We start from the raw sequence: 21,686 nt of genomic DNA, 5'->3' as shown, positions 1-21,686 counted from the left end.
GCCCCTCTCTCACTCTCGCCCGCGCCGTGCGCGCGACGCTACCAATCGAAGCGCTGCGGTCGCTCCGCATTCACCCGGTATTTCCGGCGCAGCGCCAGGATCGCCGCCTCCTGCCGTTCGATCTTGCGCCGGAGCCGGTCCAGATCCGGCGCCGCAACCACCAGCAGGCGATCGAGCACGCGCCGGTATTCCGCCTCGTCCGCGCCGGTCCACCGGCTCATGCTGCGGTGGTAATGACGGGATTTCGGGCGAAGACGGATCGTCTCGACCTCGGCGCGCTTGTTCAGCCTGCGTTCGGCCAGCGCGAGATTGCGCCGGGTATCCGCAAGGGCATCCTCCATGCTCGCCAGCAGCGAACGCAGACGATCAGGAGCCATCATCGCGCGGTCCTCCCTCGCCTGGTGGTTCAGGATCGAGCATGTCCCGAAGGAAGCGCGGCGGGATATTCTCCTCCGCGCCCTGCCATGCGTCGCGGCCGTTCCTCCAGATCGTGACGAAACCACCCCCGGTCGGGCGGTCGGGCAGCGGCTTCGCCTCGAAGTTGAGGCATCCAAACTCGGCCGAGGTGGCCGAGAACACAGTGCTTTTGCGGCCGGCCAGCAGCACACGGCCGCAGGTGCCGGACGGGCGCTTCACGCGGCGGCGCGAAAGGCCGAGACGGAACCATTCATAGGCGCGCTGTTCGTTTTCCGGCGGCGGGTCCCAGTGGATGCAGTGCTTGCACCGGCCGGGGGGCCGGTCGACGGGTTCGTCGAGCGGCGGTCCACCATTGTGTCCGCGGTTGGTCGGCCAGGTCATGATTGGCCTCCCATGACGACACGCTGGACCACGACGGGCCGCGTCTCGGTCGCCTGCGCCAGTCGTTCGATCAGCGCAAGCTCGACATCCGAGCACGCGCCGCGTATCTCGATTTCGAGCTGGTGGGCGGCGTTGACGTGATGGCTCGCAGCGAAGTGAACATTGCTGCCCGTATCGACAGGACGCGATCGCGACTGAAGAAACAGGATGCCGGAGCCGAGATTGCCGCAATACAGCAACTCGTCCACGTCCGGCGCGCCCGGACCGATGCCGGCCTTGCGGCCGCCGATCCGGCGGAAGGCCTCGCCGAAGGTCGACGGATCGTGGGTGATCCGCGCGGTTCGCTCGGGATGGAACTGCCATGGTGGTCGCCAGGGATCGAGCTTGCCAACCGCAATCTGGTGCAGGAAATCGGCAAAGCTCGCCGGGTCGGCCGGATAAGGGCAGGTTTGCCAGATCTCGCGAACACGAGCGCGCAACCGGTCAGGCAGCGCGAAGAGCCGGACACGGCCCTTTCGCCACCACGCGGCCCGCTGGTTGCGACGTTCACGTTCGGCCTTGTCCCACCAGACGGCGCGGCAGGCCATTTCCTCATCGACGCCGTGCTGGCCGGCGGCGATCTCGTCGGCGAGGAGCGGCAGCGCCTCGCGTTCGAGGCGCTGCTTGCGGAGAAACGCCGCACGCTTGCGCGACGTGTCACCATAGGGTTCGGGTCTATGCCAGCGGCGGAAGCGCATCAGACGCCCTCCTGCCGGGCATGCGCCGCGGCGTAGATGATCCGTTTGGCGCGGCGGATGCTGCCGGCTTCCCGCGCAGCCTCGGCCCAGACCGAAATCGGAAAGTCGCCGGAAAAGAGAATGTCGCGCTCGATGCCGAGCCCGAACGGCAGGCGCACCGAGATCATCTCCTCCAGTGAGAAGTAGCCAAGTTCCGGCTCGCCGAGATCTGCCAGACCGTAGAGGATGTCGCCATCGGGATCGAGTTCGGTCGCCAGCCAGACGCCTGCGCCGAGCGGGTTGAAGAATTTGACGACCGGCACATGATCGGTGTCGCGCCGGCGGCCATTGGCGAGCAACTGCGCGCGCAGCTCGTCGGTCAGGAGGATCATGCCGCCCTCCTGTCGATAGCGGTCTCAGGCGCGGCTGGCCGCTGCTCGTCGTCCGGCAGGAAGGACAGCAGCCAGTCGGCTGCCTTGCTCGCCTGCGAGGCGGCACGCACGATGGCACGCGAATCTTCGCGAAGCGCCTCAAGCCACGCCCCAATATAATCCGCGTGGCGCACGGTCGGCACAATACCGAGCGCAGCACAACTGTAGGCCGCGATCAGTTCGGCTGTGATTTCTTCGACCGAATAGAGTTTGGTCCCGAACGAGCCAGTCAGGTCGCGGTTCAGCCGGCTGTGATGGCCGCTGGCATGACCGAGTTCGTGCAGTGCCGTCCGGTGCCAGTTGATCGGCTCGAAATACGCCTGGGGCGGCGGGACCATCACATAGTCCTGGGACGGAACGTAGAAGGCCCGGTTGCCGCCGATGCGGAAATCGATGCCCGTGGCCTTGATGAGCGCCTCGACCCTCGGCTCGATCAGGCCGGGAGGTGGCGGCGGTGCGGCGATGGCGATCTCGTCGGGCAGTCCGTCGCACTGCGCCACGTTGAATACCGTGTACCGCTTCAGAAACGGGATGGCATGGGTTTCGTCGCCGGTATCGCGGGCGCGGCGCTTCTCGTCTTCCGGCGTGAAGCGGTCGGCATAGACCACTGTGGTGCCGCGCTCGCCTTTGCGGACATTGCCCCCCAGCGACAGGGCTTGGCGAAATGTGAGCCAGCCCTGGCAGGGAAAGCCGTGCTCGATGACGGCGCCCCAAAGGATGAGCACGTTGATGCCGCTGTAGGTGCGGGAGGTAGTGGCGTTTTTCGGCAGGCCGAGCGGCGCGCTGGCGGCCGACGTACCCCACGGCTGCACCCATGGCACACGACCGGCCTCCAGTTCGGCGATGATCTTGGTGGTGATCTCGTCATAAAGGTTCGTCCGATCCGAGCCGGTGCGAACGCTGCGATCATGTCTGGACATCGCGGTTCTCCGCGACGGGCGCCGGAAGCCTCTCTCCCAGCCTTCAACCCGTCACGGCAAACCCGTCCGCACTCTCACTCTAACGGCGATTGACCTAGTGACGGGCAGCGTCCCGCTCACAATGTTGAACGCGAGCACCAGCAAACTCGCAGCCAGTCGCACTATCACATTGGTAAGAACCTTACGGCCAAGACCCGCCCGCGCTTCTTCAGATCGTTGAGCAGCGCGTCGGATTGACGATCTCGACGCCGGCGAAGTCTGTTTCATTATTGGTGACGACGACGCATCCATTGGCTTCGGCAATGGCGACGATGATGGTGTCGAGCGCGCTTCTCGTCCGGCCGCTGGCTTTCCCGTCGGCCATCAGACGCGCCCAGATCAGGGCGGCGGGTTCGTCGAAGGTCAGAACGCGGCCGGCGAACAGCGCCTGCGGACCCTCGGGGCCGCCGAACCAGTCTTCCAGATCGTTGCGCCTCTTGCCTGCCGGCTTTTCGAGGATGCCGCGCCGGATTTCCGCGACCGTCAGCGACGCGATGTAGAGGTCTTCGTCATTCTGATCGGCCATCCACGCGAGGAGCGATTCCGATGGCGACGGCTTGATGGCATTGCTGATGATGTTGGTGTCGAGAAGGTATCGCATCAAATGTCGGCATCCCGCCCGGCCTCATGGGCGCGCGTGAGATCGAGGTCCGCGCCGACCAGCGGCGACCGGCGCAGCGCGGCGAGGATCCCGCCTTTGCTCGATTCGTCCCCGGCCATGCTTTTGTTGATGGCCGAGCGGAGCCGGGAGGCTTCGGGGGTGTCCTCGGTAAGACGCTTGGCGAGTGATCGGATAAGGTCACGATCGGAGTCGCGGCCGAGCACCTCGAAGCGCACAAGGCCCTTCTCGCTGAGGCGCGAGCGATAGTTCTGAATTGCGCGGCGCTGCGAACTTTCCATGGTTGATCTCCGGCTATATTTCCAGTAACATAACCAGATAGATTGAGGCGTGCAAGGTCGCGCTGCCGCGCAGGAGTGGCGGAACGCAAGGAGTCGAATCGGTGGTCGATTGGGAAATGAGAGCGGGTTGGCAGGCGCGCGACGGATCGCCGATTGTGCGCTGCGGCACGCTGGAATTTGCTTCCTGGTGCTTCCCCCCTGCTTCCCCGCTTTGCGAAGATCGACCGGGGAAGCAGAAAACGCCCCGAAGGGCGCTTTCTAATTGCTTGATTTCCCGAAGGAAAACTGGAGCGGGTGAAGCGATTCGAACGCTCGACCCCAACCTTGGCAAGGTTGTGCTCTACCCCTGAGCTACACCCGCTCGCGCCAGTCATTCCGGAAACCGTTCGTTTCCGTCAGGCAGGCGCTATATGGACTAACGCTTCGGAGATTGCAACAGGGAAATTTGCTTCTTTGTGCAAGATATTTTCCGGCTCTCTCCAAAGCTGTGGATGAAGTCAGCGGCCAAGGCGCGTGACGCTGATCAGCGAGGCAAACAGCGCGAAGCCGGATGCAAAGAAAAGAATATAGGGCGTTCCTTCCACGCCCCATTGCGACAGCAGAAAGGCGACGAAAGCCGCACCCAGCGATTGGCCGAGAAGGCGGGCCGTGCCCAGCATGCCGCTTGCGGCCCCGCTGCGTGAGCGCGGTGTCGAGGTAATCATCATGCGATTGTTCGGTGCCTGAAAGAGGCCGAAACCAATTCCGCAAATTGCCATGCGCCAGCATATATCCGGGATTGACGGATGTTCCGGCAGCATGCCGACCAGAGCAAGGCCGATAGCGAATGTGATGAGGCCAAGCAGGCCCAGAATCGCCGGCGAGTGCTTGTCGGACAGCTTGCCCGAAAGCGGTGCGACGATGGCGAGCGCAATGGGCCAGGGCATCATCAGGAAACCGACTTCGATCGGCCTAAAGCCGAAGACGACCTGAAAGAGGAACGGCAGCGAAATGAACGCCATCATCTGCGCCAGAAACGACATGATCGAAGTGCAGATGGAAAGCGTGAAAACGGGAATGCGCAAGAGGTCGAGCGGCAGCAGCGGGTCGGCCATGCGCAGCGATCGCCGTGTGAGGAGAACAGCTGCGGCTACACAGCCTACTGCCTGCAAAAGTACGACCGAAGAACCGATTTCGTTGCCTGCACTGTCGATGGTTGTGATCAGAAGGCCAAAGGTGAGTGCTGACAGAATGGCGCTGATCACATCGAACTTGCGCGCAGAGCGGTCATTCTCGGGCAGGCTTTTGAGGCCCATCACGACGGCAGCAACGCCGAGTGGGATATTGATGACGAAGAGCCAGGGCCAACTGAGGGACGACAGCATGACGCCCGCAAGCGTCGGCCCGATGGTCGACGAAACGGCAACGAAGAGTGCATTGAGGCCGATGGCCGTGCCGAATTTTGCTTGCGGCACCGTATAGCGCAGAAGGGCGGTGTTGACGCTCATCAGGCCCGCTGCACCCAGCCCCTGTATGATGCGGGCGAAAGTGAGCGCTTCCAGTGAGCGCGAGAAAACGCAGGCGACGGAAGCGACGGTGAACAATGCCACGCCGCCGAGATAGACGCGCCGGTAGCCATAGATTTCGCCAAGTGCCGCTAATGGAAGCAGGGTGACCACAATTGCAAGCTGATAGCCGTTGACGATCCAGATCGAGGCTGCAGGACCAGCCGAAAAATCGGCGGCAATGGTCGGGAGGGCGACATTTGCGATGGTGCCATCGATCACGGCCAGTGTAAGGCCGACCATCAGGGTTGCCCATGCCCAATAAATTCGCGGCTTGGGCAAACCGTCCGGAGCGACGGACGTGCCTTGATGGATTGCGGTTTCGTGCTTCATTTTATACCGTACTCGGAACCCGTGCGGTCCTGACGATTCCATGATAGCTGGAACCACTCCAGGTGCCGCAAATGGAGCGCATCCCGAAAAGTATGAAATGGTTCTCGGATAAGATGCGCGTCAAAAAACAGTTGGAGCGCCGATCTGATTCAGTCAGATCGAAACGTGCTCTAAACGACAATATTGCTGCAACCTTAACCGTATTGGGAAGGTCAGCAAGCTATCTAGCCGAAAATTGCCGGACGAAAACTGTTTTCAGGCCAAAAACTGGTCGGGTAACGCTATTGTGTGCCACTTTCCGCCTGAACCGGTAGTTTCATGACATGCGCATATTTGCGCGGATTGAAGCTCATATAGAGCGGACAGATGCTTGCGACCAGAATGAGATGCATGATCCAGCCCGACGCGAACGAACCGGTCAAGCTATGTAGAAAAGCGGTCGCGACCGGGCCGAGAGCTGCGATCAGAAAGCCACCGCCCTGCATCATGGCAGCCAGTGCGCCGGCTTCTTCCGGTCTGGGCAGGTGGTCGAGCGATGTAATCATCGCAAGGGCGAAGCTGCCGCCGAGACCCGCGCCGCAGATCGCGGACCAGAAGAAGGGCGAAAGCTGCGGCACAAAGGCAAGGCCTGCGAAGCCAATAGCCTGCATGGCCAATGTCAGCAGCAGCCATGGGCGACGGTCGGTGCTGTGGCGGGCAACGAGCGGCAGTCCGAAGGCTGCAAGAGCTTGGGCAACTGCCATCGCCGCGACGAGATTGCCGGTGGCGGAGGCCGCAAGACCCAACGACTGGTAATAGGGAGCAAGCCAGGCGACCATAGACGAATAGCCCGCATTGACGAGACCGAAAGCAGCCATCAGCACCCAGGTACGAGGTCGTCGCAGCAGGTGCCCGGTTATTCCGGATTTTTTGCCCGACGATGACGTTTCACGGAGGATGGGTATAGCCGTCAGCAAGGCGAGAACAGCGGGGATTGCAAGGACGGCAAGGGCGAAGCGCCAGTTATGCTGGCTGCCCGCAAGCCATGGCGTCAGCCGCGCGCCGAGAGCGCCGCCGCCCATGATCATGGCAGAATAGAGCCCGGTCACAGTGGCGATGCTTGACGGGAAATTGGCCTTGATAAGGCCCGGCATCAAGGCCTGAATCATTGCAACACCTGCGCCGCACAGTACGGCGGTCAGAACCAGCGAAACGCCGTCTGGCACAAAGCCGCGCAGGAGGGAGCCTGCTGCAAGAATGGCAAGTGCTGCGAACATGCTGCGCCGGGTGCCGAACCGCGACTGGATGCGCGGAGCCGCGAAAGCGCCAAGTCCCATCAGCATCATTGGCAGGAAGGTGAGCAGTGAAAGCGCACCGAAACCCATTCCGGTATCGGCGGCGATATTCGAAAGTACCGGCCCCGGCGCGGTCAGGAACGGACGCAGGTTGAGGCCGATCAGAACGACGAGCGCGATGAGGGCAACGTTTGCAGCTTGCTTGCTACCGGTCGCCGGATGGGTGGTGGTCTGCATATTTCAGGCGCCTGCCTTGTTCTTGATGCTCCAGACCTCGTAGAGTTCAGGATCTTTTTCCGGCGGGGAATGCTCGAAGCTGATTCCGGTCTGCGCGTTGAGAGGCTTGGCGAGTTCAGCTGCGATTTTCGCGGTCGAAAGGCCGAATGGTTCGGCCTGTTCATTGGAATAGGCGAAGCGGATTTTTTCAACACCTGCCATGCGCATTGCGGCAAAACACATGGGGCAGGGTTGGCCGCTGGCATAGACTTCACAGCCATCGAGACGCGGCGATTGCAGCGTCTTGCCCGCTGCGCGCAGCGCCAGCAATTCGGCATGGGCAGTGGGATCGCAATCGGCCTGCATGCGATTGACGCCTGTAGCGATGACCTTGCCACCCTTGACGACCACGGCACCGAACGGGCGTCCGCCTTGCTCGACATTGTCGAAGGCGAGCTTTATGGCCTGATCGAGAAACGTGCTGTCACTGTTCATTTCGCGCCAGCCTTCTCCAGCAGGGCCACCATCGGCGCATAGCCGCGGCTGCGGGCATGCTGAAGCGGCGTGACGCCGTCATTATCTGCCAGATTGACGTCGGCCCCGGCATCGATGAGAAGCTTTACGATATCGACATGGCGCTGGCCGCCAACACCGAGCATGATGGCTTCGAGAAGCGCCGTCCAGCCAAGATTGTTGACGTGATCGACTTTGACGCCAGCCTCGATCAGCGTGCGCACTGTTTCGACATGTCCGCGTTCGGAGGCGGGAATGAGTGCCGTTCCGCCATAGCGATTGGTGCTCTTCAGGTCAGCACCGTGCGCAAGCGTCATCTTGAGGATTTCGAGGTGTCCGCGTGCGCCCGCATAAAGATAGGGGCTGTCCTTGATGGCATCCTTGGCATTGACGTCGGCGCCTGCATCAATGAGCGCACGGGCGACATCGACGTGGTTGGCATGGGTTGCGGCAAGAAGTGCCGTCTCGCCATTCTTGCCCCGCGCTTCGAGGTCTGTTCCTGCCTTGATGGCTGCAGTGACCGCAGCCAGATCGCCAGCTGCTGCGGCCTGAAGAAGAGAAGTTTCGGTTTGGGCTTGGGCTGCGGCGTGGCGGTCCGGCAATGTCGGTTCGGTCATAACTATCGTTCCTGCAATCAATGCCAAGGCACTCAAGCTGAATATTGTTTGACGCATCGGCTGGTTCTCCTGCTTGTTGTGTTCATACAAGCTGGGTGGCATATTCGGAAATTAAATGTTGAACTGACAACCAGTGGATTTATGAATACTTCTTTCAATCTCGATCTGTTGCGGGCCTTCATAGCTGTCGTCGACAGCCGCAGTTTTACGGCTGCGGCCTTGCAGTTGCACTCGACCCAATCGACTATAAGTCAGAAGATCATACGGCTGGAGGAAGCTGCCGGACAGGCGCTTCTAGAACGTGCCCGGCATGATGTGCGCCCGACGGATGCAGGCGAAAAGCTGCTGGGCTATGCGCGCCGTATCCTGCACCTGCATGACGAGGCCGCGGCCGCGATGACTGGTACGGCGCTTGCTGCCGTGTTTCGTCTCGGCCTGCCGGAAGATTTCGCCTCACGGCTGGTTACGCCTGCGCTGGCGCGCTTCATGCGCACACATCCGAACACGAAACTCGAGGTGACCAGCGGCCTCAGCCGAGACCTGCAGAAAGGTTTCGAGACCGGTGAGTTCGACCTTGTCATGGTGAAACAGAAGCGCGGCGAAACGATGGGGACCATGCACTGGCCAGAACCGCTGTCCTGGCTCGATAGCGCCGATTTTCCCGTTTCCCATGTCGATCCGCTGCCGCTTGTCGTGTTCCCGCCCAACGGGCTCTATCGCAGCGACATGATGGAGGCTCTCGATCGTGTAGGCAGGCGCTGGCACGTGGTTTTCACCAGCTCCAGTCTGGCGAGTATTCAAAGTGCGGTCGCCGAGGGGCTGGGTGTCAGCCTGCTGCCGACGCGTGTAGCACTTCCCGGTCATAAGGTGTTGCCTGTCGCTGCAGGATTGCCGTCCGTCGAGCCGATGGAAATTGTCATCCGGCATATGGACAATGGCCCCGACCAAATCCGTCAGCTTGCCGAGATGCTAGCGGAAACCGTCGGCGGGTGAGGGCTTTTCCGAAAGAACACCGATAAACGCCCCAGATGCATATTCTCGACACGACGCTTTGTATCGTTTTGAGCGCTGTTCACGCAATTTCCGGTCTTTCATTCTCTTTTTAATTTCTGAAAAGCACGTTCGTTTTCAGATTGACTGATTTTGTATCCAGGATATTGTGTCCAGAAAAGTTGGGAGGCTTTTCTATTGGCGGCTTTTGAATGGCGCAGTCAGACCCGTTTGCTGGACGAAGTGGCAGAGGCACTTCGCGAGCGAATCTATGCTGGTGACTATGCGCCAGGCGCGATGCTTCGGCAGGAACATATAGCAGCAGAGTTCGGCATCAGCCGCACGCCCCTGCGTGAAGCCTTGCGCGTTCTGGAGCGTGACGGGCTGGTCATTCACCTGCCGGGCAGGGGGGTGCGTGTCGCATCCGCCGATCTCACGCGCCTGATCGATGCCTATGCCGTGCGTGAAGTGCTCGACGGTGTCGCTGCGCGTTTTGCGGCCGAGCGGGCGAGCGATGCGGATATCGCCAGATTGCGTGCCCATGTTGCAGGTCAGGGCACGGTCGTCGATCCGTGGGACCCGAAAGCCTATACCCAGTCCAATGTCGATTTCCACATGGCGGTGATGAATACTGCGGGAAACGCTTCGCTAATTGCCTTTGTGCCGCTTTTGCGGATGACGTCACAGGTTTTTGCGCCTTCGTTCTCGTTGTCCGTGGACAGGGCGCGCGATGCAATCCGCGAACATGGTGCCATTGTTGAAGCCATAGCTTCGCGCGACGGGGAAGAGGCCGAACGGCTGGCGCGCGCGCATATTCGCGCCACAACCGCGAGACTTGAGGCGGAAACGCCTCTTCGGGAGAATGAAAATGAAGCATGAGAACAAGACGGGAGGAGCAGGCTTGCTCCGTTATGGCAATTTTATCGCGGGCGAATGGCAGGATGCCGTTGGCGGCGAACACATCACGCTCCGAAATCCTTCCGACGGCAGTGATCTTGCGCTTATTGCGCGTGGCACCAAGGCCGATATCGATCAGGCCGTAGCGGCAGCCCGTAGCGCACTGTCCGGCGATTGGGGCAAGCTGACGGCGACCGAGCGCGGTCGCGTGCTGCACCGCATTTCGGAAGAAGTGTTGAAGAACATCGACCTTCTAACCGATCTGGAATCGAAAGATGTCGGCAAGCCGGTCACACAGGCCCGCGCCGATGTGGTGGCGCTGGCGCGCTATCTCGAATTCTATGGCGCTTCCGCCGACAAGGTCCATGGCGATACGCTGCCCTATCAGAACGGCTTTACGGTCCTGTCGATCTATGAACCGCATGGTGTCACGGGCCATATCATTCCGTGGAACTATCCGATGCAGATTCTGGGCCGGAGCCTTGGGGCGGCGCTTGCCATGGGCAATGCAGCCGTGGTCAAACCTGCTGAGGAAGCCTGCCTGACCATCTTGGAATTTGCAAAAATTGCCGAAAAGGCCGGTCTGCCGAAGGGTGCGCTCAATGTCGTGACCGGGCTTGGCGCGGAAGCAGGCGCAGCGCTTTCCGAGCATCCCGATGTCAACCACATCTCGTTCACGGGGTCGGTGCGCACGGGCGAGGCTGTGCAGGCCGCAGCAGCCAAGAACACCGTTCCGGTGACGCTGGAGCTTGGCGGAAAATCGCCGCAGATCGTTTTCGCCGATGCCGATCTCGACCGCGCTTTGCCGTTTCTGGTCAATGCGGGAATTCAGAATGCCGGTCAGACCTGTTCGGCGTCATCACGTATTCTGGTCGAGCGCAGCATTTATGAAGATGTTGTGGCGCGGATGAGTGAGCGCTATCGCGCATTGAAGGTTGGTCCGGCCAGTGCTGATCTGTCTGTTGGCCCAGTGGTGTCGCAGCGCCAGAAGGCGATTGTTGACGGCTATCTGGATCTTGCGAAAGAGAGCGGTCTGGCAATTGCTGCGCAAGGCGTTTTGGCGGAAGAAGCGCCGGAAGGCGGGGCCTATGTCCTGCCGACCCTGATCCGCGACGTGCCTGCCAATCATCGTCTGGCGCAGGAAGAAATCTTCGGTCCGGTACAGGTCATTCTGCCTTTCGATACCGAAGAGGAAGCCATCGCGATCGCCAATGGCACGTCCTATGGCCTCGTCTGCGGCATCTGGACCAATGATGGGGGGCGTCAGTTCCGCTTGGCGCATGCCATTCATTCCGGTCAAGTCTTCATCAACAATTACGGTGCCGGTGGCGGCATCGAGCTGCCGTTCGGTGGCGTGAAGAAATCCGGCCATGGTCGCGAGAAGGGTTTTGAGGCGCTCTACGGGTTTGCCTCGCTGAAGACCATCTCGGTCTGGCACGGTTAGAAATAGCATTTGGGAGAAGCATAGTGTCGCTTGAAGGTAAGGTCGCGCTCATTACGGGAGCAGGTTCTGGGTTTGGCGAAGGCATGGCAAAGCGCTTTGCTGACGGTGGCGCAAAGGTCGTCATCGTAGACCGCGACAAGGCAGGTGCTGAGCGCGTCGCAGGCGAAATCGGCGATGCTGCGCTGGCCGTGGCTGCCGATATTTCCAAGGAAGCCGATGTCGATGCGGCGGTGGAAGCCGCTCTTTCGAAATTCGGCAAGGTCGATATTCTGATCAACAATGCCGGCATCGGTCACAAGCCGCAAAATGCCGAACTGGTGGAGCCCGAAGAGTTCGACCGCATCCTTGGCGTCAATGTACGCGGTGTTTATCTCATGACGCGCAAGCTTATTCCGCATTTCAAGGGTAATGGCGAAGGCGTTATTTTGAACGTCGCTTCGACCGGTGCTGGTCGCCCGCGTCCGAATCTCGCCTGGTACAATGCCACCAAGGGCTGGGTTGTTTCCGTGACCAAGGCGCTGGCTATCGAGCTGGCGCCTGCGAAAATCCGCGTCGTGGCGCTGAACCCTGTTGCAGGTGAAACGCCGCTTCTCACCACATTCATGGGCGAGGACACCGAGGAAATCCGCAAGAAGTTCCGCGATTCCATCCCGATGGGCCGCCTGTTGAAACCCGACGATCTGGCTGAAGCTGCGGCTTTCCTTTGCTCGCCTGCTGCCTCTATGATTACCGGGGTTGCGCTCGACGTGGATGGCGGGCGCTCGATTTAAAAGTTGGAGGGATAGGGGAACCCATGGGTAATTTACTGAAAGCCGGGCTGATAACAGCCGCGATGCTGGCATCGATCAACGGTGCATTCGCAAAAGATACGCTGGTGGTCGGCGAAGTGCTGGAGCCGCCGGGTCTGGACCCGACCGCCAATGCCGCTGCCGGTATCCGGCAGGTTACCTATGCCAACCTTTATGAAGGTCTTGTGCGCATTGTCGAAGACGGCACGGTGAAGCCTCTTCTAGCAGAAAGCTGGACTGTCTCCGACGACAAGAAGACCTATACGTTCAAGCTGCGTCAGGGCGTGAAGTTTCACGACGGCACGCCGTTCGACTGCTCGGTGGTGAAATTCTCCTATGAGCGCGCCGTCGCTCCGGATTCCACCAATGCGCAAAAGGGGCTGTTTGAACCGATTGCGAGCACGGAGTGTCCCGATCCCGCAACCGCCGTTGTGACGCTGAAGCGCCCGACCTCGAACTTCCTGTTCAATATGGGCTGGGGTGACGCGGTGATGGTCGCGCCGAATTCGGCTGCGGAAAACAAGACAAAGCCGGTCGGCACGGGTCCGTTCAAGTTCAAGCGCTGGGTGCAGGGCGACCGTGTCGAGCTGGAACGCAATGCGGATTACTGGGGTGAGCCTGCAAAGCTTTCCGCCGTCACGTTCCGCTTCGTCAGCGATCCGTCGGCTGCTGCCGCGGCGATCCTTGCGGGTGACATCGACGTGTTCCCGATGTTCCAGGCGCCGGAGCTGATCAGTCGCTTCAAGAGCGACGACAAGCTTCAGGTCGAAGTGGGCGATACGGCAGGCAAGGTTCTGCTGTCGCTCAACAATGCCAAGGCGCCTTTCGATAATCTGAAGGTGCGTCAGGCGCTGGCCCATGCCATCGACAGCAAAGCGCTGATCGAAGGCGTTTATTCCGGTTTCGGTACGCCAATCGGCTCGCATTATGCGCCCGTCGATCCCGGCTATGTCGATCTGTCGGAAACCTATCCGTATGATCCGGCCAAGGCCAAGCAGTTGCTGGAAGAAGCTGGCGTTCCGGCTGGTACGTCGATCACCATCACGCTCCCGCCACCGGCCTATGCGCGCCGCGGCGGCGAGATCATCGCGGCCATGCTAGCGGAGGTTGGCATTCAGGCCAATCTCGTACCGATCGAGTTTGCGCAGTGGCTGGACCAGGTGTTCAAGCGGTCGGATTTCGATGCGACGATCATCGCTCATACCGAAGCGCGTGATCTCGATGTCTATGCCCGCGACAAATACTACTTCAACTACAACAACCCGGAATATAAGGCGCTCTACAAGGCCTATGCCGAGGCCGGAAGCGACGAGGAACAGCTCGAACTCGTGAAGAAGCTGCAGGAAAAGCTTGCCGCCGACGAGCCGAACATCTTCCTCTATGCGCTGCCGAAAATCGGTGTGTGGAACAAGAATGTGAAGGGTCTGTGGAAGAATATGCCGATCCCGGCTGACGATCTGACACAAGCCTATTGGGCTGAATAACTAGCTTGCCCCGTCGCCTGTTCGGCGGGGCAATTTTACGCGAATGGCCGTGCACCCCATAAAGATAAGGGGAGGGCGTGCGGTGAGTTGGAATGTGGAAAGCGGATATCCGTCTTTTCAAGGAGGTCGCTTTGCTGGCTTACATATCCGGGCGGTTGGTCTCGCTCTTGCTGACGACGCTTGCGGCTTCCGTCATCGTCTTTCTGCTGATGCAGGTGCTGCCGGGTGATCCGGCGGCGGTGATCCTCGGCATCAATGCGCAACCTGAAACGCTGGCTGCGCTCCACACCCAGCTCGGCCTCGACCAGCCGCTCTGGTGGCGCTATCTTTCGTGGATTGGCGGCTTTCTGAAAGGTGATTTCGGCACGAGCTACACATACTCCGTGCCGATCAGCGAACTGCTCGGGCCGCGCATCATGGTCACGCTGCCGCTGGCGCTTTTGTCCATGCTGCTGTCGGTCGCGGTCGCCATTCCGGTCGGTGTCTACGCCGCTTCCAAGCGCGGCAAGACAGGCGATGTGCTCTCCATGGGTGTGGCACAGGTCGGTGTCGCCATCCCGAATTTCTGGCTCGGCCTGCTTTTGATCCTGCTGTTTGCCTTGCAGCTCGGCTGGTTTCCGGCTTCGGGTTTCGCCGGATGGGAAAGTGGCTTCTGGAACGGCATTCGCTCGCTGTTCCTGCCGGCATTGGCGCTTGCGCTGCCGCTTGCTGCCATTCTGGCCCGCGTAACCCGATCCGCCGTCATCGAAACGCTGGGTGAGGACTTCGTACGGACCGCGCGCGCCAAGGGCCTGACACGCAAAGCCGCGCTCTGGCGTCATGCGGTGCCTAATGCACTGATCCCGGTTGTCACCATCATCGGCCTGCAATTCTCCTTTCTGCTGGCGGGAACCATCATCATCGAAAATGTCTTCAATCTGCCCGGCCTTGGAAGGCTGGTGTTTCAGGCCATCGCGCAACGCGATCTCGTCACTGTGCAGTCGCTGGTGACGCTGCTTGCCGCTTCCGTGATTGCCGTCAATTTCATTGTCGATCTTGTGTATGGCTTCATCGATCCGCGCCTTTCGACGGGAGGCAGCCGATGAGCGAAACGCAGGTTCTCCCGAAACCAGGCGTGTTCAGAACGATGTTGAGCAGCCGCAGCCTGACGGTCGGCTCTCTCATCACGATCATTCTGGTTGCGATGGCCGTCATCTCCTATGTCTGGACGCCTTATTCGCCAACCGCCATGAACTTTCGTGACAAGCTGCAGGGGCCGAGTTTCAGCCATCTGTTCGGTACGGATAATTTCGGGCGCGACGTGTTTTCCATGATTATGGTCGGCGCGCGCAATTCCATCGCCGTGTCGATCATCGCTGTACTGGTTGGTGCCGGGATCGGCATTCCGCTTGGCGCTTTCGCGGCTGCGCGCGGTGGCATGGTGGACGGCTTTGTTATGCGCATGACCGATCTGGCCTTTGCATTTCCGGCGCTTCTTACCGCCGTCATTATCACCGCTATTTTCGGGCCCGGCGCGGTGAATGCGATGATCGCCATCGGCATCTTCAATATCCCGGTCTTTGCGCGTGTGACGCGTGGCGCATCGCTGGGCTTGTGGAAGCGGGAGTATGTGCAGGCGGCCCGTTGTGCTGGGCGTGGCGATGTGTCGATCACGCTTCTGCATGTGCTGCCCAACATCAACCATGTGCTGATCGTGCAGGCGACGATCCAGTTCGCGCTCGCCATCGTTGCCGAGGCGGGCCTTTCCTATGTCGGTCTTGGCACCCAGCCGCCGATGCCGAGCTGGGGCAAGATGCTCAACGATGCACAGACCTTCATCTATGACGCGCCATGGCTCGCCATTTTCCCTGGCCTCGCGATCACGTTTGCCGTGCTTGGCCTCAATATGCTGGGCGATGGATTGCGCGATGTGCTCGACCCGCGCGTCAGGAGGCAGAGATGACAACACCCCTGCTCGAAATGGACAATATGTCCGTTGAATTGCCTATCGGTCTCAAGGTTGCGGATATCGTGTCCGATATTACGCTGACGCTCAATCGCGGTGAACGCCTCGGTATCGTGGGTGAGTCCGGCAGTGGCAAGTCGATTACCGCCCTTGCCGCCATGGGTCTGCTGCCCGACCGGATGCGCGTGCGCGGTACGCTGCGTTTCGACGGTGAAGATCTGGCAAGCAAGCCGGAAGCCGAACTGTGCAAGATGCGCGGACGGCGCATGGCGATGATCTTTCAGGAGCCGATGACGGCGCTCAACCCGGTCAAGTCCATCGGCGCGCAGATTGCCGAAGGCCGCCGTCTGCATTTGGGCGAAAGCCGTGCGGATGCCGAGCGTAAAGCGCGCGAACTGCTCGACCGCGTTGGCCTGCCTGCGCCGCGCTTCAATCTCGATCTTTATCCGCATCAGCTTTCCGGCGGGCAGCGCCAGCGTGTGATGATCGCCATGGCGATTGCCTGCGAGCCGGACCTGCTGATCGCCGATGAGCCGACAACCGCTCTCGATGTCACCGTTCAGGCGCAGATTCTCGATCTCATGGATGAGTTGATCGACGAAACCGGCACAGCTCTGATGCTCATCACCCATGACCTCGGCGTGGTGTCAGAAATGACTGATCGCATCGCGGTCATGTATGCTGGCCGCATCGTCGAGACCGGACGCACGGAAGCTGTCTTCCACCGCATGGCGCATCCCTATGCACGCGGGCTGTTCCAGGCTTCGCCGCACGGTGCAGCGCTGGTGCGCAGCCACGGCACGGGACGCCAGCGCCTTGCTGCCATTCCTGGTGTCGTGCCCGATCCGCTGGCGCGCCCGCCTTATTGCACCTTTGCCGACCGCTGCGCCTTCGTGCAGGACGATTGCCGAAGGGCGATACCGGGGCTGGATTTCATCGCCGACAATGACGGCATCGCGCATCGCGCCGCCTGTATTCACCCGCGAGACGGTGAGGTGGTGTTATGAGCAAGATGATTTTGCAGGTGCGTGATGTCGTGCGCGAATATCAGCTTCCGCGTGCATCCTTTTTTTCCAAGCCGAGTGCTTTGCGCGTTCTGCATGGTGTGAATGTCGAGATCGAAGCAGGTCAAAGTCTTGGCATTGTCGGCGAGAGCGGTTCAGGCAAATCTACGCTGGCGCGCGCCGTCATGGGGCTGGAACGTCCACAATCGGGACAGATTCTCGTCAACGGACAGGATATCTATGCGCTGGATCGCTCGGGCCTGCGTGAGGCGCGCAAGGGCTTTCAGGCGATCTTTCAGGACCCTTATGGGTCGCTCGATCCGCGCCATACGGTCAAGCGCATCATTTCCGAGCCGATTGTGTCGCTGGAAAGCGGTAACAGTTCCAAAGACCGCGACGACCGCGTGGCGCAAGTGCTGGAAGCGGTTGGCTTGCCCAAAGCCTCTGCGGAAAAATATCCGCATGAGTTTTCCGGTGGCCAGCGCCAGCGCATTGCCATTGCGCGCGCGCTAATCACCAAACCGGCGCTGATCGTCGCCGACGAGCCGGTCTCGGCGCTGGACGTTTCCATTCAGGCGCAGGTGTTGAACCTGATGATGGATTTGCAGGAGAAGTTCGGTCTCTCCTATCTCTTCATCAGCCACGACCTCGGCGTTGTGCGCGCCATCACCGACCGCGTTGCGGTGATCTATCGCGGCAATATTGTCGAGCAGGGGCCGACGAATGAGGTCTTCGACAATCCACAGCATGAGTATACGCGGGCGCTGGTCGATGCCGTGCCAAAGCCATTTTCCGGTCGCCGCAAGCGAGCGCGACGTCCAAGTTCCACACTGAAATTGCCTGAGTGATTTGAGGAAATATCCAATGTCGAATCTAGCCGATTTGTCAGCCGTCGAACTCGTGTCCGCCTATCAGGCGAAGTCGCTTTCGCCGGTCGAGGTCACGGAAGCCGTTATCACCCGCATCGAAGCCTATGAGCCGAAGCTGAATGCGCTTTGGGCTTATGATCCGGATGCCGCGCGGGTGGCAGCCAAGGCCTCGGAAGCGCGCTGGTCGAGGGGTGAACCTGCCGGTCCCATCGATGGTGTGCCGCTGACGATCAAAGAGAATATCGCGACGGAAGGGACAGCGGTTCCGCTTGGCTGCGCGGCGCTGCCGCTGAAGCCTGCTGTTGCTGACGCACCGCCAGCGGCGCGCACCCGCGAGGCTGGCGGCGTGCTGCTCGCCAAGACCACCATGCCCGATCTCGGCATGTTGTCGTCGGGCCTGTCGAGCTTTCACAAGCTGGCGCGCAATCCGTGGGACCTCAACACCAATCCGGGCGGTTCAAGTGCCGGTGCTGGCAGCGCCGGTGCGGCCGGTTATGGCCCGTTGCACATTGGCACCGACATTGGCGGCTCCATTCGTCTACCTGCCGGCTGGTGCGGTCTTGTCGGCCTAAAACCGTCCTTCGGGCGCATTCCGATTGATCCGCCATTCCTTGGTCGCGTTGCCGGGCCGATGACCCGCACGGTTGCCGATAGCGCGCTTTATATGTCGGTTCTGTCGAGACCGGATCGCCGCGACGGCATGAGCCTGCCCCCGCAGGATATCGACTGGATGAACCTCGATATCGACGTCAAGGGCCTGAAGATCGGTCTATGGCTTGATGCCGGTTTCGGCGAGCCGACGGGGGATGAAACCCGCGCTGCCGTAGAAGCCGCAGCCAAGCTTTTTGCCGATGCAGGCGCGATTATCGAGCCGGTGGCACCGTTCGTGAACCGTACCATGATCGACGGTCTGGATCGCTTCTGGCGTGCGCGTTCATGGTCGGACATCAAGAAGATGACGCCGGAAAACCGTGCGAAGATTCTGCCTTATATCTATCAATGGACCGAGACGGCGGATGGGCTTTCCGGCGAGGAAGTTTATCTCGGCTTTGCCCAGATGGACGCCATGCGCAACGCCGCGCTCGCAGCATCCAAGAGCTTCGACTTTATCATTTCGCCGACGTCACCCATGCCGACTTATCCGGCGGAATGGGCGTCTCCGATCAACGATCCGCAGCGTCCGTTCGAACATATCGCCTTCACCGTTGCGATGAACATGTCGGAACAACCGGCGGTCTCGATCAATTGCGGTTATACATCGTCGGGACTGCCAATCGGCTTGCAGATTTTCGGCCAGCGTTTCGATGATCTGGGTGTGTTGCGCCTTGCCAAGGCTTATGAAGATATGCGGCCAACGCAGAAGCCATGGCCGGTTCTCGCCTGATCGCCAAACGCATCCCTCATCCTGAGGAGGCGCGAAGCGCCGTCTCGAAGGGCGAGGGGTGCGAGCGGTAAGGTTAGAGTTTTGTCCCACCTTCTCCTCACCCTTCGAGACGGTGACCTTCGACAAGCTCAGGGTCACCTCCTCAGGACGGGGGAAATAGGGCGGGCGCTCGGGATGTGGGAGCTGTTATTTCTTCGGGCGAAGCGGCGCACGTTCCTTGTAACGGTCCATGGCGGTGAGCTTCTGGATCAGCGGATCGGCATCGCGCCATCCATAAATCTCGGTGCGAAGATATTCGAGTTCGGCTTCGAGCTCCTCTTCGCCGATTTCCGTCCACCATGATTTCGGGCGTCCGTCAGTGCCATCCGACCAGCGATAGCCGCGTGCCTTCAGGTGATCCTTCATTTCGAACGGGCTGTTTTCAGCATAGATGCGCATCCGCGCGCGCTGACTTGCCTTCAGCAATTCGGCAAAGGGCGTGGTTTCGGCCGACTGCTCCTTCAGCACCGCGAGCAGGGCCTGACAGTCATCTTCGGCCCGGTGTCCATTGTGGAAATAGCCGCTCTGGCCGATCAGGTAGCCAAGCTTGGTGCCTTCAAAACCACGTGCAGTCCAGTCGATCTCCTTGACTGAACAGGCCCAAGGCTTGTTGGCGAAAGCGATTGAGAAACGCTCGAGAAACGGGCGGTCGAAACCTGCATTGTGCGCAATGATAATATCGGCTTCGGCGATGAGTGCGTCCAGCTTCTCACGCGGGATCGTCTGGCCTTTCACCATCTCGTCGGTGATGCCGGTGATGCGGGTGATATCCGCCGGGATCGGCTTGGAGGGTTGTTGTAGCGCGCCGAATGTGGCGCAGACATCGCCGATGGAACCGTCGTCCGCATAGCGGAAGGCAACCGCGCCGATCTCGATGATTTCTTCCTGCGCGGGATTGAGGCCGGTTGTTTCCGTGTCGACGACGACGCCCAGTCGCGGAAAGGCGATCCGGTCGGCATCCGGTATTGTCGGTGGTGGATCAAGGCGCTGCAAGATGCGGTAACGCCCGCTGTCCTTCAGTCGCTTCACCATCTCCGCTTCATCGATGCCGGTCGTCTTGCCGGGTTTGGTGCGGGCAGAGCGCAGTTCTGCCCGTTCCTCTCCTTCCGCTGGGGAAAGAGCAAAAAGGTCGAACTGATGGCGCATGGAACTTCTCCGCATGGGGGAACGGGTTTGACAAAGAATGCCATTTTGCGGTGCTGTAACCAAGGCCGCATTCGTATAAGTAACAGGTAATGATCCTGTCGAGTGGTAGCAAGGCAGGGCGCTTGCGCCGGGAAAGGGCATGAGGAGGGGGATTTCGTGGCGGATTATGATTATTGCGTCATCGGCGGCGGCATTGTCGGACTGGCGACAGCAAAAGCCATGCAGGAAGCGGAGCCGGGCGCCAGGATCATCCTGCTGGAGAAGGAAAGCGATTTCGCGCGCCACCAGACGGGGCACAATAGCGGCGTCATCCATGCCGGTATCTATTACCAACCGGGTTCATTGAAGGCGCAATTGTGCCGGGCAGGTGCCGAGGCCACGAAAGCCTTTTGCAGGCAATATTCCATTCCTTTCGAAACATGCGGCAAGCTTCTGGTGGCAACCTCTTCGCAGGAGGTTGAACGCATGGAGGCGCTGGCCAGGCGCGCAATCCAGAACGATATCACCTTCCAGCATGTGGATCGGCAGGCGCTACGCGAGGTTGAGCCAGCGGTCGCTGGGATGGGGGCGCTCCTCGTTCCGGCGACAGGCATTGTCGATTATGCGAAAGTATCGCGGGCGATGGCTGCGGAAATCATCGAGCGCGGCGGTGTTGTGCGGCTTAATGCGCCCGTCACGGCAATCCGGGAGGATGGCAAAGGCGTAACGGTAGCGGTGAATGGCGAGACCGTACACGCTTCCAAGCTTGTTGCCTGTGCTGGCCTGCAGTCAGACCGCATTGCGCGGCTTGCCGGACTAGATATAAGCCATCGCATCGTGCCGTTTCGCGGTGAATACTATACCCTGCCGCAATCGAAGGCGAACATCGTCAAGCACCTGATTTATCCGATCCCCGATCCCGACCTGCCATTTCTCGGCATCCACCTGACGCGAACGATTGACGGCGGTGTCACGGTCGGTCCGAATGCCGTTTTGGGTTTTTCGCGCGAAGGCTACGACAAAGGCAGTTTCCGTGCAGCTGATGTCGCGGATATGTCGACATTTCCTGGCTTTTGGAAGATGGCGATGAAGAACTGGCGTTCGGCATTATCCGAGTTCAGCAATTCTGCATCTCGCGCGCGCTATCTGAAGGAGTGCCGCAAATATTGTCCGACGCTGGAGCTTGCCGATCTTGGTGCGCCCGGAGCCGGAATACGGGCGCAAGCCGTTCTTGATGACGGCACATTGGTGCATGATTTTCTCTTCAAGGAAACGGAGAGAATGCTGCATGTTTGTAACGCACCGTCACCGGCGGCGACATCTTCGATCCCGATCGGCCGTATGATCGCCGAAAAGCTTCTGGGGATAAATTTAAAGGTCAAATCTGCGTGAAAAAGGATTTTCGTCGAATGATGT

23 protein-coding genes and 1 tRNA gene are annotated in these 21,686 nt (G+C 60.2%); 11 read left to right on the top strand and 13 right to left on the bottom strand.

Annotation, left to right across the window (positions count from 1 at the left end):
* Window positions 1-38 precede the first annotated feature (38 nt).
* From MKS82_RS10495 to MKS82_RS10440, 12 genes are all read right to left on the bottom strand, one after another.
* Window positions 39-380 (bottom strand): hypothetical protein, encoded by a 342-nt coding sequence (locus MKS82_RS10495; protein WP_240578759.1) that lies wholly within the window; start codon window positions 378-380, stop codon window positions 39-41.
* On the bottom strand, window positions 367-798 hold the full coding sequence (locus tag MKS82_RS10490) for a hypothetical protein (protein ID WP_240578758.1): 432 nt from the start codon (window positions 796-798) through the stop codon (window positions 367-369). The genes MKS82_RS10495 and MKS82_RS10490 overlap by 14 nt, the downstream gene beginning before the upstream one ends.
* The gene (locus MKS82_RS10485) at window positions 795-1,535 is read right to left on the bottom strand and encodes a hypothetical protein (RefSeq protein ID WP_240578757.1); all 741 of its coding nucleotides are present in this window, start codon (window positions 1,533-1,535) and stop codon (window positions 795-797) included. The genes MKS82_RS10490 and MKS82_RS10485 overlap by 4 nt, the downstream gene beginning before the upstream one ends.
* The gene (locus MKS82_RS10480; protein WP_240578756.1) at window positions 1,535-1,906 is read right to left on the bottom strand and encodes a DUF2958 domain-containing protein; all 372 of its coding nucleotides are present in this window, start codon (window positions 1,904-1,906) and stop codon (window positions 1,535-1,537) included. Before MKS82_RS10480 ends, MKS82_RS10485 begins: the two co-directional genes overlap by 1 nt.
* Complete coding sequence (locus MKS82_RS10475) at window positions 1,903-2,865, bottom strand: zincin-like metallopeptidase domain-containing protein (protein WP_240578755.1); 963 nt, start codon at window positions 2,863-2,865, stop codon at window positions 1,903-1,905. Before MKS82_RS10475 ends, MKS82_RS10480 begins: the two co-directional genes overlap by 4 nt.
* A gap of 208 nt (window positions 2,866-3,073) precedes the next feature.
* Window positions 3,074-3,505 carry a type II toxin-antitoxin system VapC family toxin gene (locus MKS82_RS10470; RefSeq protein WP_240578754.1) on the bottom strand — a complete coding sequence of 144 codons (432 nt, stop codon included), beginning with the start codon at window positions 3,503-3,505 and terminating at the stop codon, window positions 3,074-3,076.
* Window positions 3,505-3,804: a hypothetical protein gene (locus tag MKS82_RS10465; protein ID WP_240578753.1), complete on the bottom strand. Its 300-nt coding sequence runs from the start codon at window positions 3,802-3,804 to the stop codon at window positions 3,505-3,507. Before MKS82_RS10465 ends, MKS82_RS10470 begins: the two co-directional genes overlap by 1 nt.
* A 286-nt stretch (window positions 3,805-4,090) precedes the next feature.
* Window positions 4,091-4,165, bottom strand: a tRNA-Gly gene (locus tag MKS82_RS10460).
* A 136-nt stretch (window positions 4,166-4,301) separates the two neighbouring features.
* A complete protein-coding gene (locus tag MKS82_RS10455) occupies window positions 4,302-5,681 on the bottom strand; it encodes an MFS transporter (protein WP_109988627.1) in 1,380 nt (459 codons plus the stop codon).
* Between the two features lie 281 nt (window positions 5,682-5,962).
* Entirely contained in the window at window positions 5,963-7,192 is a 1,230-nt protein-coding gene (locus MKS82_RS10450) for a cyanate transporter (RefSeq protein WP_109988628.1), read from the bottom strand.
* Between the two features lie 3 nt (window positions 7,193-7,195).
* Window positions 7,196-7,666, bottom strand: coding sequence for a nucleoside deaminase (locus tag MKS82_RS10445; RefSeq protein WP_109988629.1), 471 nt, complete (start codon window positions 7,664-7,666; stop codon window positions 7,196-7,198).
* On the bottom strand, window positions 7,663-8,301 hold the full coding sequence (locus MKS82_RS10440; protein ID WP_240578752.1) for an ankyrin repeat domain-containing protein: 639 nt from the start codon (window positions 8,299-8,301) through the stop codon (window positions 7,663-7,665). Before MKS82_RS10440 ends, MKS82_RS10445 begins: the two co-directional genes overlap by 4 nt.
* A gap of 141 nt (window positions 8,302-8,442) precedes the next feature.
* On the opposite strand from MKS82_RS10440, the gene MKS82_RS10435 reads away from it, so the two are divergent.
* The 10 genes from MKS82_RS10435 (at window position 8,443) to MKS82_RS10390 (ending at window position 19,106) form a co-directional block, all read left to right on the top strand.
* Window positions 8,443-9,294 (top strand): LysR family transcriptional regulator, encoded by an 852-nt coding sequence (locus tag MKS82_RS10435; RefSeq protein WP_109988631.1) that lies wholly within the window; start codon window positions 8,443-8,445, stop codon window positions 9,292-9,294.
* Window positions 9,295-9,489: 195 nt separating this feature from the next.
* Window positions 9,490-10,170 (top strand): GntR family transcriptional regulator, encoded by a 681-nt coding sequence (locus MKS82_RS10430; RefSeq protein WP_240578751.1) that lies wholly within the window; start codon window positions 9,490-9,492, stop codon window positions 10,168-10,170.
* Window positions 10,154-11,632 carry an aldehyde dehydrogenase family protein gene (locus MKS82_RS10425; RefSeq protein ID WP_306461010.1) on the top strand — a complete coding sequence of 493 codons (1,479 nt, stop codon included), beginning with the start codon at window positions 10,154-10,156 and terminating at the stop codon, window positions 11,630-11,632. The genes MKS82_RS10430 and MKS82_RS10425 overlap by 17 nt, the downstream gene beginning before the upstream one ends.
* A gap of 23 nt (window positions 11,633-11,655) precedes the next feature.
* Complete coding sequence (locus MKS82_RS10420) at window positions 11,656-12,402, top strand: SDR family oxidoreductase (protein ID WP_109988634.1); 747 nt, start codon at window positions 11,656-11,658, stop codon at window positions 12,400-12,402.
* 23 nt (window positions 12,403-12,425) lie between these two features.
* Window positions 12,426-13,904 carry an ABC transporter substrate-binding protein gene (locus MKS82_RS10415; RefSeq protein ID WP_109988635.1) on the top strand — a complete coding sequence of 493 codons (1,479 nt, stop codon included), beginning with the start codon at window positions 12,426-12,428 and terminating at the stop codon, window positions 13,902-13,904.
* 131 nt (window positions 13,905-14,035) lie between these two features.
* Window positions 14,036-14,989: an ABC transporter permease gene (locus MKS82_RS10410; protein WP_109988713.1), complete on the top strand. Its 954-nt coding sequence runs from the start codon at window positions 14,036-14,038 to the stop codon at window positions 14,987-14,989.
* Complete coding sequence (locus tag MKS82_RS10405; RefSeq protein WP_109988636.1) at window positions 14,986-15,846, top strand: ABC transporter permease; 861 nt, start codon at window positions 14,986-14,988, stop codon at window positions 15,844-15,846. The genes MKS82_RS10410 and MKS82_RS10405 overlap by 4 nt, the downstream gene beginning before the upstream one ends.
* Window positions 15,843-16,856: an ABC transporter ATP-binding protein gene (locus tag MKS82_RS10400; RefSeq protein ID WP_109988637.1), complete on the top strand. Its 1,014-nt coding sequence runs from the start codon at window positions 15,843-15,845 to the stop codon at window positions 16,854-16,856. Before MKS82_RS10405 ends, MKS82_RS10400 begins: the two co-directional genes overlap by 4 nt.
* Window positions 16,853-17,701 carry an ATP-binding cassette domain-containing protein gene (locus tag MKS82_RS10395; protein ID WP_109988638.1) on the top strand — a complete coding sequence of 283 codons (849 nt, stop codon included), beginning with the start codon at window positions 16,853-16,855 and terminating at the stop codon, window positions 17,699-17,701. Before MKS82_RS10400 ends, MKS82_RS10395 begins: the two co-directional genes overlap by 4 nt.
* 16 nt (window positions 17,702-17,717) lie before the next feature.
* Window positions 17,718-19,106, top strand: coding sequence for an amidase (locus MKS82_RS10390; RefSeq protein ID WP_109988639.1), 1,389 nt, complete (start codon window positions 17,718-17,720; stop codon window positions 19,104-19,106).
* Between the two features lie 186 nt (window positions 19,107-19,292).
* Here the strand turns inward: MKS82_RS10390 and MKS82_RS10385 are convergent, their stop codons facing one another.
* On the bottom strand, window positions 19,293-20,291 hold the full coding sequence (locus tag MKS82_RS10385) for a 3'-5' exonuclease (RefSeq protein ID WP_109988640.1): 999 nt from the start codon (window positions 20,289-20,291) through the stop codon (window positions 19,293-19,295).
* Window positions 20,292-20,447: 156 nt separating this feature from the next.
* Here MKS82_RS10385 and lhgO point away from each other — a divergent pair, with 156 nt between their 5' ends.
* Window positions 20,448-21,662 (top strand): L-2-hydroxyglutarate oxidase, encoded by a 1,215-nt coding sequence (gene lhgO, locus MKS82_RS10380; protein ID WP_109988641.1) that lies wholly within the window; start codon window positions 20,448-20,450, stop codon window positions 21,660-21,662.
* The last annotated feature ends 24 nt before the right edge of the window (window positions 21,663-21,686 follow it).

It is taken from the genome of Ochrobactrum sp. A-1 (genome assembly GCF_022488005.1).
In the GTDB taxonomy this organism is placed as follows: Bacteria; Pseudomonadota; Alphaproteobacteria; order Rhizobiales; family Rhizobiaceae; genus Brucella.
The sequence above is the reverse complement of the archived record's forward strand: the minus strand, read 5'-3'. Positions and strand labels throughout refer to the sequence as shown.

Bases quoted from the DNA above. Each gene is read 5' to 3' on its own strand.
- MKS82_RS10390 (WP_109988639.1), top strand. From the start codon at position 17,718: ATGTCGAATCTAGCCGATTTGTCAGCCGTCGAACTCGTGTCCGCCTAT.
- MKS82_RS10415 (WP_109988635.1), top strand. From the start codon at position 12,426: ATGGGTAATTTACTGAAAGCCGGGCTGATAACAGCCGCGATGCTGGCA.
- MKS82_RS10405 (WP_109988636.1), top strand. From the start codon at position 14,986: ATGAGCGAAACGCAGGTTCTCCCGAAACCAGGCGTGTTCAGAACGATG.
- MKS82_RS10490 (WP_240578758.1), bottom strand. From the start codon at position 798: ATGACCTGGCCGACCAACCGCGGACACAATGGTGGACCGCCGCTCGAC.
- MKS82_RS10465 (WP_240578753.1), bottom strand. From the start codon at position 3,804: ATGGAAAGTTCGCAGCGCCGCGCAATTCAGAACTATCGCTCGCGCCTC.
- MKS82_RS10425 (WP_306461010.1), top strand. From the start codon at position 10,154: ATGAAAATGAAGCATGAGAACAAGACGGGAGGAGCAGGCTTGCTCCGT.
- MKS82_RS10450 (WP_109988628.1), bottom strand. From the start codon at position 7,192: ATGCAGACCACCACCCATCCGGCGACCGGTAGCAAGCAAGCTGCAAAC.
- MKS82_RS10495 (WP_240578759.1), bottom strand. From the start codon at position 380: ATGATGGCTCCTGATCGTCTGCGTTCGCTGCTGGCGAGCATGGAGGAT.
- MKS82_RS10480 (WP_240578756.1), bottom strand. From the start codon at position 1,906: ATGATCCTCCTGACCGACGAGCTGCGCGCGCAGTTGCTCGCCAATGGC.
- MKS82_RS10385 (WP_109988640.1), bottom strand. From the start codon at position 20,291: ATGCGCCATCAGTTCGACCTTTTTGCTCTTTCCCCAGCGGAAGGAGAG.
- MKS82_RS10440 (WP_240578752.1), bottom strand. From the start codon at position 8,301: ATGACCGAACCGACATTGCCGGACCGCCACGCCGCAGCCCAAGCCCAA.
- MKS82_RS10475 (WP_240578755.1), bottom strand. From the start codon at position 2,865: ATGTCCAGACATGATCGCAGCGTTCGCACCGGCTCGGATCGGACGAAC.
- MKS82_RS10485 (WP_240578757.1), bottom strand. From the start codon at position 1,535: ATGCGCTTCCGCCGCTGGCATAGACCCGAACCCTATGGTGACACGTCG.
- MKS82_RS10400 (WP_109988637.1), top strand. From the start codon at position 15,843: ATGACAACACCCCTGCTCGAAATGGACAATATGTCCGTTGAATTGCCT.
- MKS82_RS10445 (WP_109988629.1), bottom strand. From the start codon at position 7,666: ATGAACAGTGACAGCACGTTTCTCGATCAGGCCATAAAGCTCGCCTTC.
- MKS82_RS10470 (WP_240578754.1), bottom strand. From the start codon at position 3,505: ATGCGATACCTTCTCGACACCAACATCATCAGCAATGCCATCAAGCCG.
- MKS82_RS10455 (WP_109988627.1), bottom strand. From the start codon at position 5,681: ATGAAGCACGAAACCGCAATCCATCAAGGCACGTCCGTCGCTCCGGAC.
- MKS82_RS10435 (WP_109988631.1), top strand. From the start codon at position 8,443: ATGAATACTTCTTTCAATCTCGATCTGTTGCGGGCCTTCATAGCTGTC.
- MKS82_RS10395 (WP_109988638.1), top strand. From the start codon at position 16,853: ATGAGCAAGATGATTTTGCAGGTGCGTGATGTCGTGCGCGAATATCAG.